Source organism: Collimonas sp. (genome assembly GCF_035566375.1).
Lineage (GTDB): Bacteria > Pseudomonadota > Gammaproteobacteria > Burkholderiales > Burkholderiaceae_D > Collimonas.
This window is the reverse complement of sequence record NZ_DATMRK010000046.1, coordinates 131,258-150,329: the sequence shown is the minus strand read 5'-3', so window position 1 is coordinate 150,329 and position 19,072 is coordinate 131,258. Positions and strand designations below refer to the sequence as shown.

17 protein-coding genes are annotated in these 19,072 nt (G+C 57.6%); 8 read left to right on the top strand and 9 right to left on the bottom strand.

Going from position 1 to position 19,072, the window contains the following annotated elements; all coding sequences use genetic code 11:
- Positions 1 to 15 precede the first annotated feature (15 nt).
- The gene (gene xdhA, locus VNZ60_RS14730; RefSeq protein ID WP_325660407.1) at positions 16 to 1,500 is read right to left on the bottom strand and encodes a xanthine dehydrogenase small subunit; all 1,485 of its coding nucleotides are present in this window, start codon (positions 1,498 to 1,500) and stop codon (positions 16 to 18) included.
- A 577-nt stretch (positions 1,501 to 2,077) separates the two neighbouring features.
- Between xdhA and VNZ60_RS14725 the strand changes: the two genes are divergently transcribed.
- A complete protein-coding gene (locus VNZ60_RS14725) occupies positions 2,078 to 3,379 on the top strand; it encodes an NCS2 family permease (protein WP_325660352.1) in 1,302 nt (433 codons plus the stop codon).
- A 44-nt stretch (positions 3,380 to 3,423) separates the two neighbouring features.
- Here the strand turns inward: VNZ60_RS14725 and metH are convergent, their stop codons facing one another.
- The 3 genes from metH to rocD all read right to left on the bottom strand — a co-directional run bounded on the left by metH (position 3,424) and on the right by rocD (position 9,421).
- Positions 3,424 to 7,185: a methionine synthase gene (gene metH, locus VNZ60_RS14720; protein ID WP_325660350.1), complete on the bottom strand. Its 3,762-nt coding sequence runs from the start codon at positions 7,183 to 7,185 to the stop codon at positions 3,424 to 3,426.
- A gap of 122 nt (positions 7,186 to 7,307) precedes the next feature.
- Complete coding sequence (locus tag VNZ60_RS14715; RefSeq protein ID WP_325660349.1) at positions 7,308 to 8,186, bottom strand: dimethylarginine dimethylaminohydrolase family protein; 879 nt, start codon at positions 8,184 to 8,186, stop codon at positions 7,308 to 7,310.
- Positions 8,183 to 9,421: an ornithine--oxo-acid transaminase gene (gene rocD / locus VNZ60_RS14710; protein WP_325660348.1), complete on the bottom strand. Its 1,239-nt coding sequence runs from the start codon at positions 9,419 to 9,421 to the stop codon at positions 8,183 to 8,185. Before rocD ends, VNZ60_RS14715 begins: the two co-directional genes overlap by 4 nt.
- 232 nt (positions 9,422 to 9,653) lie before the next feature.
- On the opposite strand from rocD, the gene VNZ60_RS14705 reads away from it, so the two are divergent.
- The 3 genes from VNZ60_RS14705 (at position 9,654) to VNZ60_RS14695 (ending at position 11,363) form a co-directional block, all read left to right on the top strand.
- Complete coding sequence (locus tag VNZ60_RS14705) at positions 9,654 to 10,121, top strand: Lrp/AsnC family transcriptional regulator (protein WP_325660347.1); 468 nt, start codon at positions 9,654 to 9,656, stop codon at positions 10,119 to 10,121.
- Positions 10,122 to 10,242: 121 nt separating this feature from the next.
- A complete protein-coding gene (locus tag VNZ60_RS14700) occupies positions 10,243 to 10,878 on the top strand; it encodes a cysteine hydrolase family protein (protein WP_325660345.1) in 636 nt (211 codons plus the stop codon).
- Positions 10,879 to 10,946: 68 nt separating this feature from the next.
- Positions 10,947 to 11,363 carry a tautomerase family protein gene (locus tag VNZ60_RS14695; RefSeq protein WP_325660344.1) on the top strand — a complete coding sequence of 139 codons (417 nt, stop codon included), beginning with the start codon at positions 10,947 to 10,949 and terminating at the stop codon, positions 11,361 to 11,363.
- On the opposite strand, the gene VNZ60_RS14690 is transcribed toward VNZ60_RS14695, so the two are convergent.
- Positions 11,355 to 11,666: a 2Fe-2S iron-sulfur cluster-binding protein gene (locus VNZ60_RS14690; RefSeq protein WP_325660342.1), complete on the bottom strand. Its 312-nt coding sequence runs from the start codon at positions 11,664 to 11,666 to the stop codon at positions 11,355 to 11,357. The two genes, VNZ60_RS14695 and VNZ60_RS14690, sit on opposite strands and share 9 nt — an antisense overlap.
- A gap of 114 nt (positions 11,667 to 11,780) precedes the next feature.
- Here VNZ60_RS14690 and VNZ60_RS14685 point away from each other — a divergent pair, with 114 nt between their 5' ends.
- Complete coding sequence (locus VNZ60_RS14685; protein ID WP_092357961.1) at positions 11,781 to 11,939, top strand: DUF3096 domain-containing protein; 159 nt, start codon at positions 11,781 to 11,783, stop codon at positions 11,937 to 11,939.
- 22 nt (positions 11,940 to 11,961) lie between these two features.
- On the opposite strand, the gene VNZ60_RS14680 is transcribed toward VNZ60_RS14685, so the two are convergent.
- Positions 11,962 to 12,864 (bottom strand): LysR family transcriptional regulator, encoded by a 903-nt coding sequence (locus VNZ60_RS14680; protein WP_325660340.1) that lies wholly within the window; start codon positions 12,862 to 12,864, stop codon positions 11,962 to 11,964.
- 61 nt (positions 12,865 to 12,925) lie between these two features.
- The gene (locus tag VNZ60_RS14675) at positions 12,926 to 13,999 is read right to left on the bottom strand and encodes a BMP family ABC transporter substrate-binding protein (protein WP_325660339.1); all 1,074 of its coding nucleotides are present in this window, start codon (positions 13,997 to 13,999) and stop codon (positions 12,926 to 12,928) included.
- A gap of 259 nt (positions 14,000 to 14,258) precedes the next feature.
- Here VNZ60_RS14675 and VNZ60_RS14670 point away from each other — a divergent pair, with 259 nt between their 5' ends.
- Positions 14,259 to 15,029: a class II glutamine amidotransferase gene (locus VNZ60_RS14670; protein WP_325660337.1), complete on the top strand. Its 771-nt coding sequence runs from the start codon at positions 14,259 to 14,261 to the stop codon at positions 15,027 to 15,029.
- 21 nt (positions 15,030 to 15,050) lie between these two features.
- Here VNZ60_RS14670 and VNZ60_RS14665 read toward each other — a convergent pair whose 3' ends face one another.
- Entirely contained in the window at positions 15,051 to 15,818 is a 768-nt protein-coding gene (locus VNZ60_RS14665) for an exodeoxyribonuclease III (protein ID WP_325660335.1), read from the bottom strand.
- 256 nt (positions 15,819 to 16,074) lie between these two features.
- On the opposite strand from VNZ60_RS14665, the gene pyrE reads away from it, so the two are divergent.
- Positions 16,075 to 16,740: an orotate phosphoribosyltransferase gene (pyrE, locus tag VNZ60_RS14660; protein ID WP_325660333.1), complete on the top strand. Its 666-nt coding sequence runs from the start codon at positions 16,075 to 16,077 to the stop codon at positions 16,738 to 16,740.
- Between the two features lie 49 nt (positions 16,741 to 16,789).
- The gene (locus VNZ60_RS14655; protein ID WP_325660331.1) at positions 16,790 to 17,434 is read left to right on the top strand and encodes a DUF4124 domain-containing protein; all 645 of its coding nucleotides are present in this window, start codon (positions 16,790 to 16,792) and stop codon (positions 17,432 to 17,434) included.
- Positions 17,435 to 17,603: 169 nt separating this feature from the next.
- Here VNZ60_RS14655 and gatB read toward each other — a convergent pair whose 3' ends face one another.
- Positions 17,604 to 19,064, bottom strand: coding sequence for an Asp-tRNA(Asn)/Glu-tRNA(Gln) amidotransferase subunit GatB (gene gatB / locus VNZ60_RS14650; protein ID WP_325660330.1), 1,461 nt, complete (start codon positions 19,062 to 19,064; stop codon positions 17,604 to 17,606).
- Positions 19,065 to 19,072 lie beyond the last annotated feature (8 nt).

Here is a 19,072-nt window from a genome sequence, read left to right as displayed (position 1 = left end):
GGACTTATGGGGCACTCAAGCACACACAAAAGGATTCACCTGATCGCTACGCAACGGCGCATCGACACGGGTTTCCAGCCAGAACCGGCGCAGCAGGTTCTGCGACGTCTTCATCCGGTACTCGGCGGAGGCGCGCATATCGGAGAGCGGTTTGTAATCGTCGGTCATCAGCGCGACCGCGGTTTCCATCACGCTTTCGCTCCAGACCTGGCCGCGCAATGCAGCTTCAGTCAGTGCCGCACGTTTAGGTGTCGCTGCCATGCCGCCGAAGGCGATCCGGATATCGCGGATCTTGTCGCCGTCGAGGGTGACGGAAAACGCAGCGCAGACGGCTGAAATGTCCTGGTCGAAACGCTTGGCCAGTTTGTAAGTACGGAAACGTTGTCCGGCATGCGGCAATGGAATGCGTACGCCTTCGACAAATTCATCGGCCTGCATGTCTTTCTTCATGTAGTCCAGATACAAAGCTTCCAGCGGCATCACGCGTTGCCCGGCCGGACCGCGCAGCACCACTTGCGCGCCAAGTGCAATCAGCCACGGCGGCGAGTCGCCGATAGGCGAGCCGTTGGCGACATTGCCGCCCAAAGTGCCGGCATTGCGGATCGGCAGCGAGGCAAAGCGTTGCCACATTTCCGATAATTCCGGGTAGTGCTTGCAGATCTCGGCGTAGGCGTCATTCAGCGTTACGCCGGCGCCAATTTCAAGTTGTCCGTCGCGCGTGACCATCGCGTTCAGTTCGGTCACCTGGCCGAGGTAAATGATGTCGCCCAGATCGCGCATCTGCTTGGTGACCCACAGGCCGACATCGGTCGAGCCGGCCAGGATGCGTGCGTTCGGTTTGGCGGCGCGTACTTCCACCAGTTGCGCCAGGGTGCGCGGTGCGTAGAAAGTCTGGCCATCGTGCTTGTAGACGAATATGTCGTCACGTTGCAAAGGCTGCAGCGCGTGTTGCAAGGCTTCACGGTCGAAGCCGACTGCCGGCAACTCGCCCATCCGGTGTGCGGCGTCGATGATCGGACGGTAGCCGGTGCAGCGGCACAGATTGCCTGATAGCGCGATGTCGATATCCTTGCGTTGCAACGGCTGGCACGCGCCTGCCGACTTGCAGGCGGAGGCCTGGCTGCCATCGTTTTTCAGGTATAAATCCCACAGCGACATCACAAAACCGGGGGTGCAGAAACCGCATTGCGAGCCGTGGCATTCGACCATGGCTTGCTGGACCGGATGCAAGGCGCCGTTGTTTTGCTTCAAGTCTTCGACTGTATACAAGGCCTTGCCGTCTAGCGTAGGCAGAAACTGGATGCAGGAATTGACCGATTTCAGCGTGACGCCGTCGGCGGTCTGTTCGCCGATGACAACGGTACAGGCGCCGCAATCGCCTTCGGCGCAGCCTTCCTTGCTGCCGGTGCAGTGCAGGTCCTCTCGCAAGTGTTGCAGGATAGTGCGGGTAGGCGCGGCCTGGTCTACCGAATGGATTTCGCCACGGTAGTAGAAGCGGATGACGCTATCGGCGACCTTATTGGCCCCATTATCGGCCGTGGAATTAGATGCGGATGTAGACAAGACGATCTCCAATCAGATTTGGCGACTGCTGCAAGAACTATGCCTTTTGGACCGTATTGCCGGGATTGCCTGGCTGCGGAGCAGTGCATAGGTATAGGTCAGATATGGTTAGACTGACTTTGCAACGGTGTATTAATTATGAGCTTAGATTAGCATTCGCGCCGTCGCTCCATATAGCGAAACGGCTAATGTCAGGTATCTCTGAAATGGAATAGAGAATGCATAAGCCATACATAATTGCAAATATCACTATCGTCGACGAGATGTTCTTGCTTTGTGATGCATTTGCTAATTTTTGAAGTGCTTGAGAGGCATGAAATTCCTGGCGGCAGCAATTGCAGGGCTATCAAAGCCGTGGCGGGAGCGGTTATCATCACGCTGGAATAATTGATATTTACCCTGGAGCATACTTGTGACCTCGTTCTGCAACACCCTATTTTCTCGGAACTCCGCAGCAAACGGAGCAACGCGGCAGCCAGAAAACCAAAAACAACAATAATCAAGGAGACACACAATGCAGTTGCTCGAGAATTTTTTCAAACTGAAAGAAAACGGTACTGACGTTCGCACCGAACTGATCGCCGGCCTGACCACCTTCCTGACGATGGCTTACATCATCTTCGTCAATCCGGCCATCCTGGGCGACGCCGGCATGCCGAAGGGCGCAGTCTTCGTCGCCACCTGCGTGGCGGCCGCCATCGGCACCCTGATCATGGCCTTGTACGCCAACTATCCGATTGCGCTGGCGCCCGGCATGGGCCTCAATGCTTACTTTGCCTACGCGGTGGTGAAGGGCATGGGCGTGTCCTGGGAAGTGGCGCTGGGCGCCGTCTTCATTTCCGGTTGCCTGTTTATCATTGTCAGCCTGGTCGGCATCCGCGGCATGATCGTCAACGGCATTCCGCCCACGATACGGATTGCGATCACCTCCGGGATTGGTTTGTTCCTCGGTTTTATCGCGCTCAAGAGCTCGGGCCTGGTGGTCGCCAATCCAGCCACTTTCGTGCAAATCGGCGACCTCCACCAGATCCCGGTGATCCTCTCGATTATCGGTTTCCTGCTGATCGTGGTGCTCGATCACCTCAAGGTCAAGGGGGCGATCCTGATCGGCATCCTGACTGTTACCGTGCTGAGCTTTGTGGTCGGCGGCAATACCTTCACCGGCGTGGTGGCGCTGCCGCCATCGATAGAGCCGACCCTGTTCAAGCTCGACATTATGGGCGCCTTGTCGATGGGCGTCATGAACATCGTACTGGTGTTTTTCCTGGTCGAGATGTTCGACGCGACCGGCACCATGATGGGTGTGGCGAACCGTGCCGGTTTGTTGGTCAACGGCAAGATGGCACGCCTTAACAAGGCTTTACTGGCGGACAGTACAGCGATTGTGGCCGGTACCCTGCTGGGTACCTCCAGCACCACGGCCTATGTCGAAAGCGCCGCCGGGGTCCAGGCTGGCGGCCGTACCGGTTTGACTTCGCTGGCGGTCGGCATCCTGTTCCTGGCCTGCCTGTTCATTTCGCCGCTGGCCGGCGCGGTGCCCGCCTACGCTACGGCGCCGGCATTGTTTTATGTCGCCGGTTTGATGCTGCGCGAACTGGTGCACCTGAACTGGGAAGACAGCACCGAAAGCGTACCGGCTGTGATCACCGTGCTGATGATCCCGTTCACCTATTCGATTGCCAACGGGATTGCCTTCGGTTTCATTTCTTATGCAGCGCTGAAACTGTTCACCGGCCGCGTCAAGCAAGTGCCGGTGATGGTGTGGTTTATTGCGGCAATCTTCCTGTTCAAGTTCATTCACCTGGGTGGTGATTGACAGCCAGGTAGATTAAAAAAGGGGCGCTACCCCCCTTTTTAGTCTTACAAATTCGGCGCCAGCCAGCGCTCCACATCGTCCTTGCTGGCATCGCGCCGCGCCGCCATATCGCTGACCTGGTCGTCGCCGATCTTGCCGACCACAAAATACTTCGACTCAGGATGCGCGAAGTAAAAGCCAGACACCGCAGCACCCGGGAACATGGCGAATGACTCGGTGACTTGCATGCCGATTTCGTCGCATTGCAGCAGCTGGAACATATCGGCCTTGACCGTGTGTTCCGGGCAGGCCGGATAACCGGGGGCCGGGCGGATGCCGCTGTAGCTTTCCTTGATCAAGGCTTCGTTGGACAGGCTTTCATCAGGCACATAACCCCACAAATCCTTGCGCACCCGTTCATGCATGTATTCGGCGAAGGCTTCCGCCAGACGGTCAGCCAGCGACTTCAGCATGATCGACGAATAATCGTCGTGCGCATCTTCGAAGCGCTTTTCGTACTTCTCGATGCCGATGCCGCTGGTGACCGCGAACAAGCCGATGTAGTCGGAAATCCCGGATGATTTCGGCGCAATGAAATCGGCCAGGCATTGATTCGGACGGGCAACGCCGTCGATCACCGGCTTCACGGTTTGCTGACGCAAGCCGTAGTAGGTGAAGGCGATTTTTTCGCGTGTGTCGTCGGTATAGATTTCGATGTCGTCGTCATTTACCGTATTGGCCGGCATCAGTGCGATGACGCCGTTGGCGGTCAGCCAGCGGCCGTCGATCACTTTCTTCAGCAGCGCCTGGCCTTCTTCGAATACCTTGCTGGCCGCTTCGCCCACCACCTCATCCTTGAGGATGGCAGGATAGGGGCCGGCCAGATCCCAGGTCTGGAAGAAAGGCCCCCAGTCGATGTAACGCGCCAGCGTGCCCAGATCAACGTTCTTGAAGACGCGGCGGCCGATGAACTTCGGCTTGACCGGTGCAAACTGCAAGCGCGTACGATTCTCGCGAGCCGCCGCCAGCGTCAGCAGCGGCACCGCTTTCTTGTTGGCGTGCTGCTCGCGGATTCTTTCGTAATCGACGGCGATTTCATCGATGTACTGATCGCGTTGTTCCGGCGTCAGCAGAGACTGCGCCACCGATACCGAGCGCGAAGCGTCCGGCACGTAGACTACCGGGCCTTCGTAATTCGGTGCGATCTTGACTGCGGTATGCGCACGGCTGGTGGTGGCGCCGCCGATCAGCAGCGGCATCTTGACGCTGCGGAAATACGGATCGCGCTGCATTTCCTTGGCGACGTGCGCCATCTCTTCCAATGACGGCGTGATCAAGCCGCTCAAGCCGATGATGTCGGCATTCTCAGCCTTCGCCATGGCCAGGATTTCCGAACACGGCACCATCACACCCATGTTCACCACTTCGAAGTTATTACATTGCAAGACCACTGAGACGATGTTCTTGCCGATGTCATGCACGTCGCCCTTGACGGTGGCAATCACGATCTTGCCCTTGGGTTTGGCGGCGATGCCGGTCAGTTCTTCGTGCAGGCGTTTTTCTTCCTCGATGTAGGGAATCAGATGTGCCACCGCCTGCTTCATCACGCGCGCCGATTTAACCACCTGCGGCAAGAACATCTTGCCCTGGCCGAACAGGTCGCCGACGATGTTCATGCCATCCATCAGCGGCCCTTCGATCACATGGATCGGCCGGCCGCCGTTGTTCAGCAGTTCCTGGCGCGCCTCTTCGGTATCTTCCACGATCCATTGCGTAATGCCTTGCACCAGCGCGTGCGCCAGCCGTTGCTGCACGGTGCCGCTGCGCCATTCCAGCGTCGCTTCTTCCTTCTTGTCGCCGGCCTTCAAGGTCGAGGCGATTTCGATCATGCGTTCGGTGGCATCCTCGCGCCGGTTCAACACCACATCCTCAACCCGCTCGCGCAATTCGGCCGACAGGTTGTCGTAGACGCCCATCATGCCGGCGTTGACGATGCCCATGGTCATGCCAGCCTTGATGGCGTGATACAGGAATACCGTGTGGATCGCTTCACGCGCCGGATCGTTGCCGCGGAAGCTGAAGCTGACGTTGGAAACGCCGCCGCTGATCTTGGCGTACGGCAGGTTCTCGCGGATCCAGCGGGTGGCGTTGATGAAATCGACTGCGTAGTTGTTGTGCTCTTCGATGCCGGTCGCGATGGCGAAAATGTTGGGATCGAAAATGATGTCTTCCGGCGGGAAGCCGATCTGTTCGACCAGTAATTTGTAGGCGCGTGCGCAAATCTCGATCTTGCGTTCGAAGGTATCGGCCTGGCCTTTTTCATCGAAAGCCATGACGATCACGGCGGCCCCATAGCGGCGGCACAATTTGGCCTGACGCAGGAATTCCGGTTCGCCTTCCTTCATCGAGATCGAGTTGACGACGGCTTTGCCTTGCACGCATTTCAGGCCGGCTTCAATCACCGACCATTTGGACGAGTCGATCATGATCGGCACGCGGGCGATGTCCGGTTCCGACGCGATCAGGTTCAGGAAGCGCTGCATCGCGGCGACCGAATCCAGCATCGCTTCATCCATGTTGATATCGATCACTTGCGCGCCGTTTTCAACTTGCTGGCGGGCTACCGTCAGTGCCTCATCGTATTGCTCGTTGAGGATCAAGCGTGCGAAGGCTTTGGAGCCGGTGACATTGGTACGTTCGCCGACGTTGACGAACAAAGAGTTATCGTCGATGGTGAATGGTTCCAGGCCCGACAGCCGCATTTCGTGTGTGGTCTCAGGCACGGCGCGCGGCGCGATGCTGGCGACAGTGTCGGCAATCGCCTTGATATGCGGCGGCGTCGTGCCGCAGCAACCGCCGGCGATATTGACGAAGCCGCTTTCAGCGAAATCCTTGAGCAGCGACGAGGTCACATCCGGGGTTTCGTCAAAGCCGGTATCGCTCATCGGGTTAGGCAGGCCGGCGTTCGGATAAATGCAGACAAAGGTATCGGCGATCTTCGACAATTCTTCGGCGTAGGGGCGCATCAGGGCCGCACCCAGCGCGCAGTTGAGGCCGACCGTCAGCGGCTTGGCGTGGCGGATCGAATTCCAGAACGCCGGCACGGTTTGTCCCGACAAAATGCGTCCGGAAGCATCGGTCACGGTGCCGGAAATCATGATCGGTAAACGCAGGCCCGATTCTTCAAAGAAGGTATCGATGGCAAACAGCGCAGCTTTGCAATTCAGGGTATCGAAAATGGTTTCGACCAGCAGCACGTCGGCGCCGCCTTCGACCAGGCCGCGGGTTTGTTCCAGATACGAGGCGACCAGCTGGTCGAAAGTGACGTTACGCGCCGCCGGGTCGTTCACGTCCGGCGAGATCGACGCGGTTTTCGGCGTCGGTCCGAGCGCGCCGGCGACGAAGCGCGGCTTGTCCGGTGTCGAATATTTGTCGCAGGCGGCACGCGCCAGCCGCGCCGAGGCGACATTCATCTCGTAAGCCAGATGCGCCATGTGGTAATCGTCTTGGGCCACAGTGGTGGCGCCGAAGGTGTTGCTTTCGATCAGATCGGCGCCGGCCGCCAGATATTCCTCGTGGATGGCGCTGATGATATGCGGCTGCGTCAGCGACAGCAGTTCGTTATTGCCCTTGACGAACAACTCGCGGCCAGGGCCGGTGAAGTCGATGAAACGGCCCTTGGGGCCGCCGCGATAATCTTCTTCCGTCAGCTTGTATTGCTGGATCATGGTGCCCATCGCGCCATCCAGGATCAGGATGCGTTGCGCCAGCAGCTGGCGCAGGCGGGTTTCGGTAGATACGGTCGGGCTGGTTGCGGAAGGCGTCATGGCGTGCTTTAGTTACGTACTCTGGTCGGTATGAACGCAAAAAACCCGGTCGCCGATAGCGCCGGGTTGTTTGCAAAGGCAATGCCAGAAATTATACGTTAAATCAAGGGCTTGCGTATGCCTTAGGCCGCTTGCTGGCTGACTAGTTGCGCCACGGTTTGTTGCGGCTCGTTGAGCTTCAGGGTCAGGCATTTTGCTGCGCCGCCGGCCTTGAGGAATTCGGTCAGTGCTGTCTGATGCACAATAAAACCGTGCGCTTGCAGCTGCGCAACCAGGGCGTCGGACGCCTGGTTCAAGAAGATATGGCGACCTGAGTTGACGGTATTGCAAGCAAAATGCAAGGCGTCTTCACTGCTGACAATGATCCGTTTGTCAGCCGGAACGCGGGCTGCAATGTGTGCTTGCGAGACGGCGTCGAACGCTTCCGGGAAATACATCACATAACCGCCGGCGAGCGGGCAAAAGCAGGTGTCCAGGTGGTAGAAGCGGGCATCGACCAGCTTCAGCGGCTGTACTTCAATTTCCAGTAATTCAGACAATCTTGTTGCACAGGCAATATCCGAGCGATGGCCGTGGCCGAACCACAACAGATTTTCGCTGCGATCCATCAAGGCGTCGCCAGCGCCTTCGAAAGGCAGTTCCGGCGGCAAGGTCAGCACGTCGAAACCGTGGGCGGTAAACGCGGCTTCGAAATAGACTTCCTCGGCTTGCCGTTCGACATGGCGGAAACGCGAGAGCACAACTTTATTGCCCAATACCACACCGGCATTGGCAGTAAACACCAGATCAGGCACCCCCGGCATGGCCGGCATCATCTTGATCTTTGCAACCTGTCCGATGGCTTCCACCAGCGCCAGCCACTGTTGCATGGCGAGACTACGGTTGCCATGCGCAATATTGCCAGCCATCCACGGATTAATGACGTAAGAAACTTCAAAATGGTCTGGAGCGCACATCAGGAATGTGTCCTCCGCGGTATGGTCCAGCAGGTGGTTGGTCATGCGTAGCTCCTTTCGGTCAGGTGGGCGGGGGGTGAAGATAGGGATGAAAATGTATACTTGATGGCTTCCAATGCAGCGTCGATATCATTGGCGGTAATGATCAGCGGCGGTGCAAAGCGCACCACCGTGTCGTGCGTATCTTTAGACAAAATTCCTTGTTGCATCAGGCGCTCGCAGAATTCGCGCGCAGAAATAAAGCTAGGATCGAGATCCATGCCGATCAGCAGGCCTTTGCCACGGACTTCGCGGATAGCTGGGTGCGATATCGCCCGCAAGCCCGTCAGTAAGCGCTCACCCATGAGTTGCGCGTTGTCTGCCAGCTTGTCGTCGCGCAGCAGGCGCAATGCGGCATGGCCGACTGCGGCCGCGAGCGGGTTGCCGCCAAAGGTGCTGCCATGATCGCCGGGAGTAAATACCGCCATCAGGTCTGCCCTGGCCAGAAACGCCGATACCGGCAGCAAGCCGCCGCCGAGCGCCTTGCCGAGAATCAAACCGTCCGGCTTGATAGCGTCATGGTCGCTGGCCAGCAGGCGGCCGGTGCGGCCCAGCCCGGTTTGCACTTCGTCGCAAATCAGCAGCACATTGTGGCGATCGCAGATTTCGCGGCATTTTGCCAGGTAGCCTTCGGGCGGCACGATGATGCCGGCTTCGCCCTGGATCGGCTCCACCAGGAAGGCTGCGGTACGCGGTGTGATGGCGGCTTCCAGCGCGGCAGCATCGCCAAACGGCACGCTGACGAAACCGCCGGAAAACGGACCGAAACCGTCGCGGTACTGCGCTTCCGATGAAAAGCCGACGATAGTCGTGGTGCGGCCGGCAAAATTACCGCGGCAAACGATGATTTCGGCGGTCTGGTCGGCAATTCCTTTCACCTTGTGGCCCCATTTGCGGGCCGCCTTGATGGCGGTTTCAACCGCCTCTGCGCCGCTATTCATCGGCAGCGCCTTGGGCATGCCGGTGATTTCACACAGCAATTGCAGGAACGGTCCCAGCTGGTCGCTGTAAAACGCTCTGGAGACGACTGCCAGCTGGCCCGCCTGTTTGCTCAATGCGGCGACCAGGTCAGGGTGGCTATGGCCGAAGCTGACAGCGGAATATGCCGACATCATGTCCATGTAACGCTTGCCGTCCTGATCCCACAGCCAGATGCCTTTGCCGCTGCTGAGCACTACCGGCAGCGGGGAGTAGTTGTGCGCACAATAGCGGTCTTCGAGAGTTATTGCGTGGTTCTTCATGGTTTGCTCCTGGGGTGAGGCCACTTCTAAGAACCTAGCCTGGGCTGATATGCCGATGACATCTGGTCCGCTGGCGGACGCTGGCTGAGACGCTTAGAGGTAGCTGCAAAATGCCGTTTTATCGGTGTGCTGCATCTGGTTACATGATAATCACAAGTGTTGGAAATATTTTTGCGTAATTGCTCAACGATTCGATGTAATGTGCACGAATCATGCATAAAAGGAGACCAAGGTGGAAAAGCTTGATCGTTATGACCGTATTTTGCTGCGAACTTTGCAGACCAACGGCCGCGCTTCGAATGTGGAGCTGTCCGAGCAAGTCAATTTATCGCCGCCGCAGTGTTACCGGCGCGTGCAGCGGCTGGAGAAGGACGGCGTCATTCGCGGCTACGCGGCGCAGGTGGAGCCGGCCGCCATCGGGCTCGGTGTGGTTGCCTTCGTCAACCTGAACATCGCACGCGAGCAGTTCAAGCAGGTGCGCAAGCTGGAAAAGGCGATCCGGCTGTTTCCGGAAATCCTGGAGTGCTACACGATTTCGGGGGATTTCGATTATCTGCTGAAGGTGGCGGCCAGCGATCTGAAATCGCTGTCGGCGTTCCTGACCGATCGTTTGATGCAGGTGCCGGGAGTGGCCGGTGTGCGATCCATGGTTTGCCTGGAGGAGATCAAGCCGTCCAGTCCGTTGCCATTGGCGGATTGATCGCCGAAACCATTATTTGTGCTGATTCAGCACAAATAATGTGCCGCCAGCCGGCTGTTCTCTGCACGGCTGCGGGCTTAATCTGTGTACTCCGGATCACAACAAACAACACGGAGTTCACATGACTACCTCGACCAGCAAACTGAACGGCAGCCCAACCATTCGCACCATCGTTGGCGCTACCCCCAGCACCAGCCTCGATCCAAAATCGACCGCGCTGCTGGTGATTGATATCCAGAACGAATATTTCAGCGGTCAATTACCGATTCCCGACGGTATGCAGGTACTGCGTAACGCCAATCGCCTGATCTCGCTGGCCGACCGGCATGGCATGCCGGTGTTTCATATCCAGCAATGGAGCCCGGCAGCACGGCCGCTGTTCACGCAAAATACGGTGATGGCTGAAATTCATCCGGAAGTGCAGCGCGCGCCGCACCATTCGACCATCCGCAAGATTTTCGCGAGCTCATTTGCCGGCACCGATTTGCAACAGCAATTGCTGGCCAAGGGTGTCAAGACGCTGATCATCAGCGGTTTGATGACTAACAATTGCGTGGCGGCTTCCGCTTTCGATGGTGTCGCCAATGGTCACAAGGTCATCGTCGCCAGTGACGCCAGCGCCACCCGCGATCTTGAAACCTGGGACGGCAGCGTGATCAACCATAAGGATCTGCATCGGGCCGTATTGGCCGGGATCTCCGATGCCGCCGCAGAAATCCGTACTACCAGTGCGATTCTTGAACTGGCTATTGAGTAACTGAGTGAGTAAGAGTGAGTAACTAAGCGAAGCTTGGATTTTTAACTAAACAACTTGGAGCTTGCATCATGCCTATCCTTACCGTATTGCTTTCCACCACACCCGACACCACCGTTTCCGCCAAGGTCGCCAGTACATTGTCCCGCCTGACCGCGGCGATCTTGCACAAGAAACCTGAGCTGACATCGATCGCGATTTCACATGTCGATCCGGCGCACTGGTTTGTCGGTGGCCCATCCTTGACGGCGCAAAGAAAAACCAGTTTTTTCCTCGACATCCGCATCACCGATGAAACCAATACCGCCGATGAAAAGGCGGCGTATATCGACGCCGTCTTCAAGGAAATCGGCGCATTACTGGGCGAGCTGCATCACGAAAGTTATGTCCATGTCCACGATGTGCGCGGCGCAGCCTACGGCTTCGGCGGACTGACGCAAACGCATCGGGCGGTTGCGGCGCGCCTGCAAAGCCAGACCTCAGCCTGACGCCGGTACGATACTGGCCCGGGTTTCCTCGATCACCAGGTCTGATTGCGGATAGGCGATGCAGGGCAGTATGTAGCCTTCTTTCCGTTCATCGCTGCTCAGGCCCGGCCATTCGATCTGATAACGTATTTGACCACTCAGCAGACGGCACATGCAGGTGCGGCATGTGCCGTTTCTGCAAGAACTCGGTAAATTGATGGCGGACTGGCGTGCAGCTTCCAGCAAGGGGATCGTGTCGGACGTAACAAACGTCCATCCCCTTGGTTCAATCCGGACAGTGAACTCGTCTGGTGCAAGTGACATCCTGCGATCCTCTAAAATGCGGCCACTAAATCACCGTATGATGGCTGCGGTCTTGTAAAATGCCCAGCGCAAGGCGAATTGCGCCTGTCATTTACCATCATAAAAAGATTGCCTATGAATATTCATCTTTCGCTTGTCCCCGTGGTTTCCCTGATCGCCGGCGTTCTGATCCTGGTCATGCCAAAGCTCCTGAACTATATTGTTGCCTTCTATCTGATCGCTATCGGTCTGATCGGCTTGTTCGGCGGCGGCCATTTTCACTTGCATTTGTAATTCTTAGACAGCTGGCGGGAAATCATTCCCAGCGCGGGGTGCGATACCAGGCCGTCGCAAAATCGACAAACGCTCTGACCTTGGGCGACAGATGCCGGTTCTGAGGATAGATCGCGTACAGGTCACGCGGTTTCATCGTGAAATCGGGCAAGACGTGCAGCAGGTCGCCGCGCCGCAAATCCTCGTGCACGATGAAAGAGCTGGTGGCAGCGATGCCGAGGCCGGCCAAGGCCGCCGAGCGTAATGCTATGCCGGTGTTGGCTTGCAGATTGCCGCGCACGCTCACCGCGTGCTCGCTGCCGTCGGCGGCGTAGAACTGGAATTCATTGGATTTTTGCGCCAGCGTATAGGTCAGGCAATTGTGCTGGACCAGGTCGGCCGGCTGCTGCGGCACGCCATGCAGCTTCAGATAAGCCGGCGCGGCGGCCAGCAGTATCTCGCAGCGCGTCAGCCGTTTGGCAACCAGGGTTGAATCGGGCAGAGCGCGGGTCAGGCGCAGCGCGACATCGAAGCCTTCTTCAATCATGTCGACCAGACGATCGTTGCAGACCAGATCCACCTTGAGTTGGGGATTGGCCATGATGAATTGCGGCAGCCATTGCGCCAGTTCCAAGGTGCCGAACGCCATCGGCGCGTTGATTCGCAGCACGCCGGAGGGGAGCGCCTGATGCGCCGACACCGCCTGGGCGGCGTCATCTATCTGATCGATGATCTGGCGGCTGCGTTCGTAATATTCCTGGCCGGCTTCGGTCAGCGCAAAGCGGCGCGTGGTGCGATTCAGCAGTTGTGCGCCGAGTTCCAGCTCCAGCTGGCGCACCTGACGCGAGACGATGGTGTGCGACTGGTTGAGTTCTGCTGCGGCAGCAGTGAAGCTGCCGCTCTCGACTACGCGCCGGAACGCACGCATCGCTGCTAGTTGATCCATGCCGCTCCACCTAGAATAAAACCACAACGCTATCAGAATCGCATGGGTTAATCCAGATTGATTAATCTATGTTGAGCTTACCGCTGACAATGGCGTTATTGGCTTCGCGCAGTTTTAACAGCAGCGGCCGCTGGTGCAGGATTTCACATTCCGAATAAGCCGCATCCAGGCCCAGCGCGGTCAAGGTCACTGCCCCCTCTTTCAAGCCGAAGTCAAAGCGCGGCGCGGTCGAGCCGTTGATTAGCAAACCGACTGCCAGCGCAATGGCTGTATCGGCATGCACTTCGACGTTGTCGAGCACCCGCCCGGGCGCTTGTATGCATTGGTTGACGCCGCTGCCGATCGCCTTGGCGCGCGATTGCGGCGTCAACACCTTGAACACGCCGGTATTGCTGCCGGCGGCGGCGGCCCAGATGACGTCGACGCCATCGCCCAGCATGGTTTTTGTGAGTGTTTCTGCGCGCGGCGGATCGTTGAAGGGCTGCGGGCCTTCCACCCACAGCGGTTCATGGATCGAAATACCTGGTTTGGCGGCACGCGCGCCGGCCGCGAAAGCCTGGCTGTTTTTCTGGCGCAAAGTGGTGTTGATGGCGCCGATCATGCCTATCTTGCCGGTGCTCGACGCCAGCGCCGCCTGCATGCCGGCCAGATAGCTGGCTTCGTTTTCGCGGAACGTGATGCAAGTGATGTTGGCAGCGGCATTGGCGATGCAATGTTCCAGAATCACAAAGCGGGTTTGCGGCGCCTGGCGTGCGACCTGATCCAGTATTTCCTTGAATTCGATACCTATCACCACCACAATCCTGGCGTCTTGCCTGACCGCATTGTCCAATTGTTGCTGGCGGCCGGCGCGGCTCGCCTGGCTTTCCAGGGTGCTGGCTTGCAGCCGGTATAGCTTGGCGGCGTTGTTGATGCCGCTGGTCCCTTGTTGCAGCAGTACGTCATCGTTATTGGGCACCGGCCGTACGTAAATGATCTTGGGCAGGTCGGCCGCGCTGGTGATGGCGCTCACGCTTGCCAGCAGCAGCGCCAATGGCAGCAATAGAAGCCACCAGCGGGTATGCGGTCTATTGCATTCCGCTTCGGTGATAGCGGGATCTGCGTCTACACAGGACGTACGGGGGATCGGCAGCATTGTCTCTTCCTTGTTATAAGGCGCCGAATCTGACGTCGGCACGCATTTGCCTCACATATTGCTGGCAAAGCGGCCGCAGGCCATTTGAGGGCGGCTATACAAGGTATAGCGCCGAACTGATATGTGACGGAAGCAGCAGTATATTTAACTTTTGCTTAGCGCTTCCGCGTGATAACGTTATCAATTCGCGTTATCAATCTGTAATTCGCGTCTGTAGTTTGCGTCCGTAGTTAGCGTTTATTTCACTTGGTTCACAAATATGTGTCAGTTACTTGGAATGAACTGCAATGTGCCGACCGACATTGTGTTCAGTTTTACCGGCTTTGCCACCCGCGGCGGCCAGACCGGCCATCATAGCGACGGCTGGGGCATCGCCTTCTTCGAAGGCCGCGGGGTGCGTCATTTTGTCGATTATCAGGCGGCAATTGCGTCGCCGGTGGCGGAGCTGATCCGGCGTTGCCCGATCAAATCGAAAAACGTCATTGCCCATATTCGCAAAGCCACGCAAGGCCAGGTAGCGTTGCAAAACTGCCATCCGTTCGTGCGCGAATTATGGGGGCGTTACTGGGTCTTCGCCCATAACGGCGATCTCAAGGAATTTGCGCCGCATCTCAACGGCCCGTACCGGCCGGTTGGCAATACCGACAGCGAACTGGCGTTTTGTTATCTGTTGCAGCAACTGCGGCAGCGCTTCGGTGATACGCCGCCATCGCAGGCTGAGTTGACGGCCGTCTTGCGCGAACTGATGCAGGAGATCGCCGTCCACGGCACTTTCAACATGATGTTGTCGGATGGCTCGGCCCTGTACACGTATTGCTCCACCAATCTGTATTACATCGTGCGCCAGTTTCCGTTCGCCGAAGCGCATCTGTCGGATGAAGATGTCAGCGTCGACTTCTCGCAAGTGACCACCCCGCAAGACCGGGTGGCGGTGATCGTCACCGAACCGCTGACCACCAATGAGGTATGGACCAGGTTTGGCGAAGGCGAGCTGATCGTCTTTGTCGACGGCCAGCCGCAGCCGGCCTGATCCTGATTCAGGAGTAGCCGGTCAGGAGTAATCGATGGTTAGCGGCGCATGGTCCGAGAAACGCTCGTCCTTATAAATCGCCACCGCATGCGCATTGGCGGCGATGCCAGGCGTAGTGATGTGATAGTCGATGCGCCAACCGACGTTCTTGGCCCAGGCCTGGCCGCGATTGCTCCACCAGGTGTATTGCTCGTCGCGCTGGTCGACTTGGCGGAAGGCGTCGACCAGCCCGACTTGTTCAAACAGATGGGTCAGCCAGGCGCGTTCTTCCGGCAGGAAGCCGGAATTTTTCTTGTTGCCCTTCCAGTTTTTTAAATCGCGTTCCTGATGCGCGATATTCCAGTCGCCGCAAATCACCACTTCGCGGCCGCTTTCCTTGAGTTGTTTCAAATGCGGCAGGAAGGCTTCCATGAAGCGGAACTTGGCAATTTGCCGCTCTTCGCTGGACGAGCCAGACGGGCAGTACAGTGAAATCACCGTCAGATCGCCAAAATCGCATTCCACATAACGCCCTTCGGCATCGAATTCAGGATTGCCAAAACCTATCCTTACAGCGTTCGGTTTGCGCTTGCTGTATAGACCGACGCCTGAGTAACCCTTTTTTTCGGCGTAATGGAAATGGCCGATGTAGCCCTCGGGCGCCAGGAACTCCGGCGTCATATCGGCGGCTTGCGCTTTCAATTCCTGGACGCAGACGAAATCGGCAGACTGTTTGGCCAGCCACTCGAAAAAGCCTTTTCTGGCAGCTGAGCGGATACCGTTGAGATTGGCGGAAATGATTCTTGGCATGTTTGATCGATAAAAAAGATTTAAAGGGGAAGGGGAGGCCCGTACAGGTTCTAAGCATAACCGAAGGGCCGCCGTCGTGTGCAGCCCGCGGCGTCGGCCGCCAGCGTTGGCCGCTGGAAAACTGGCCACGGGCAGGCACGGTGTTTGCACTTACTGCTGTAGAAGGGATGAACTCCATTTAAAATGGCGGTCTGGTGTCGCTAGTGTGCAGCAAATAGCGACAAAATTTGTCAGCCTCAACCGTCTGGAGTGCATTTTGAACAATTTACGTCAACAATTTATTGAGTTTGCAGTGAAGGCCGGGGTGCTGAAGTTCGGCGAATTTGTGACCAAGGCCGGGCGTACCTCGCCGTATTTTTTCAATGCGGGCATGTTTAACGAGGGCGCCGCACTGGGCCAGCTGGCGCAATTTTATGCACGCACCCTGATTGATTCCGGTTTGCAATTTGACATGTTGTTCGGGCCGGCCTACAAAGGCATTACGCTGGCCTCGGCGACAGCGGTGGCGTTGGCGGCGCAAGGGCGCAATGTGCAGTTTGCCTACAACCGCAAGGAAGCCAAGGATCATGGCGAGGGCGGTAACATCGTTGGCGGCCCATTGAAGGGGCGGGTGCTGATTATCGATGACGTGATTTCCGCCGGAACTTCGGTGCGCGAGTCGGTCGAGATGATTCGCGCCGCCGGCGCCACGCCGTGTGCGGTGGTGATTGCGCTGGACCGGATGGAGCGTTCGGGCAAGGATGATGCACTGTCGGCCAACTCGGCAGTGGAAGAAGTAACGCAAGCGTATGGCATGCCGGTGATTTCGATCGGCAATCTGAACGACTTGCTGGAATATATTTCCGGCGCTGGCGCTAACGCCGAGCTGAACCGTTATCAAGCTGCAGTGGCGGCTTACCGTGAGCGTTATGGCGTAGCGTGATCGCAACAAGCAAAGTGTAGCCCCGTGTCGTGGATTCGTGGATGATGGAATGAATCGTATTGCTCTCACTCTCAAGCGAGGTTTGTTTTTCAGTGCAGCAGGCTTGCTGCCGCTGCTTGCGCACGGCCAGATTTATACCTGCAAGGATGCCGCTGGACACACTGTTACCGGCGATCATCCGATGCCGGAATGTTCCAACAGCAAAATCGTGGAGTTGAGCAAGGCGGGGGTGATAAAACGGGAAATCCCGGCGCCGCTGACTGCCGAGCAAAAACGCCAGAAGCAAGCGCTGGATGACAAGCGCCAGGCCGAGGCGGCGGCGGATGAGCAGCGGCGTCAGCAAGATCGCGCGTTGCTGTCGCGCTATCGTAGCGAAGCCGATATCGAGTCTTCGCGCCGTTACTATCTGTCGCTGTCGCATGATCTGATCAAGCGCGACCAGGTTGCCATCGACGATGCGCAGAATCAGTTAAAGGCAGCGAATACCGAGGCTGAATTTTACAAGCACAGGAAAACCTTGCCGGTCGCGCTGCGTTACAAGATTGACGAAGCCAATCGCGACATTATCTATAACCAGAAAAATATGGCGGATCATCAAGCCGAGCTGGGGCGCATCAACGACAAGTTCGATGAAACGCTGAAGCATTATCGGGAGTTGGTCAGTGCCATGCCGGAATCGCAGGCAGCACACTAGTGAAGCCCCATAAGCACTGCTTCTTTGCGCCAGGCGTCGTTGCAAATCCTCGCGATAGTCCCGCTATCGCTCCGGTTTGCGCCTAGCCTGGCACAAAAAATCAGCACTTCTGGGGCTCCCCTACTAACTACAAAGCACTACGCCAGCGGCAACCCCGGCCGCATGCATTTCAGGCAGTCAGTTTCTGCTTCAACAGCTCAGTCAATTGCGCCGGATTGGCCTTGCCCTTGGTGGCTTTCATGGCTTGGCCGATGAGGGCGTTAAAGGCTTTTTCCTTGCCGGCACGGAATTCCTCGACCGATTTGGCGTTCGCCGCCAATACTTCATCAATGATTTTTTCCAGCGCGCCGCTATCGGAAATCTGCTTCAATCCCTTGCTCTCAATAATCTCGTCGGCCAGGTTTTCTTGCGCCGACCGGGCTTCCCACATGGCGCCGAATACTTCCTTGGCGATCTTGTTGGACACCGTGCCGTCGGCGATGCGTTGCAGCAACACGGCCAGTTGCGCGGCGCTCACCGGCGCTGCGTCGACGTCGACGTTTTCCCGGTTCAGCGCCGACGACAGGTCGCCCATCAGCCAGTTGGCGGCAGGCTTGGCTTGCTCCTTGCCGGCTTTCACCGTCACCGCTTCGAAGTAGCTGGCCATGGCTTTCGATTGCGTCAGCACGGCCGCATCGTATTCCGACAAACCGAAATCGCGCACGAAACGTTCGCGCATTGCGCCTGGCAGTTCCGGCATGGTGGCCCGCACCCGCTCGACCCATTCCGCAGCAATCACCAGCGGCGGCAGATCCGGATCCGGGAAGTAGCGGTAATCCTGGGAATCTTCCTTGCTGCGCATGGAGCGCGTTTCTTTCTTGTCCGGATCGTACAAGCGGGTTTCCTGCACCACTTTGCCGCCGTCTTCGATCAATTCAATCTGGCGCCGCACTTCGTAATTGATGGCCTCTTCCAGGAAGCGGAAGGAGTTCAGGTTCTTGATTTCGCTGCGGGTGCCGTAAGCGGCTTGGCCAAGCGGGCGTACCGAGACGTTGGCGTCGCAGCGGAACGAGCCTTCTTGCATATTGCCGTCGCAAATTCCCAGCCACATCACCAGCGAGTGCAAGGCCTTGGCGTAGGCGACGGCCTCGGCAGCGCTGCGCATGTCCGGTTCGGTGACGATTTCCAGCAGCGGCGTGCCGGCGCGGTTAAGATCGATGCCGGTCATGCCTTGATAATCTTCGTGCAGCGATTTGCCAGCGTCCTCTTCCAGATGGGCGCGCGTCAGCTGTACTGTCCTGAGTTCGCTCTTGCCGTCTTTTTCCAGGACGAAGGAGACCTTGCCGCCTTGCACCACCGGGATTTCAAACTGGCTGATCTGATAACCCTTCGGCAGATCAGGATAGAAGTAATTTTTGCGGGCAAAGATCGATTGCGGCGCAATCGTCGCGTTCACCGCCAGGCCGAACTGGATCGCGCGTTCCACCGCGCCGCGGTTGAGCACCGGCAGCACGCCCGGCAGCGCCAGATCGACTGGACTGGCCTGAGTATTGGGGGCGGCGCCGAACTGGGTCGGCGAGCCGCTGAAAATTTTTGACTGGGTCGAGAGTTGCGTATGCGTTTCCAGACCGATCACGACTTCCCACTGCATAATTATTT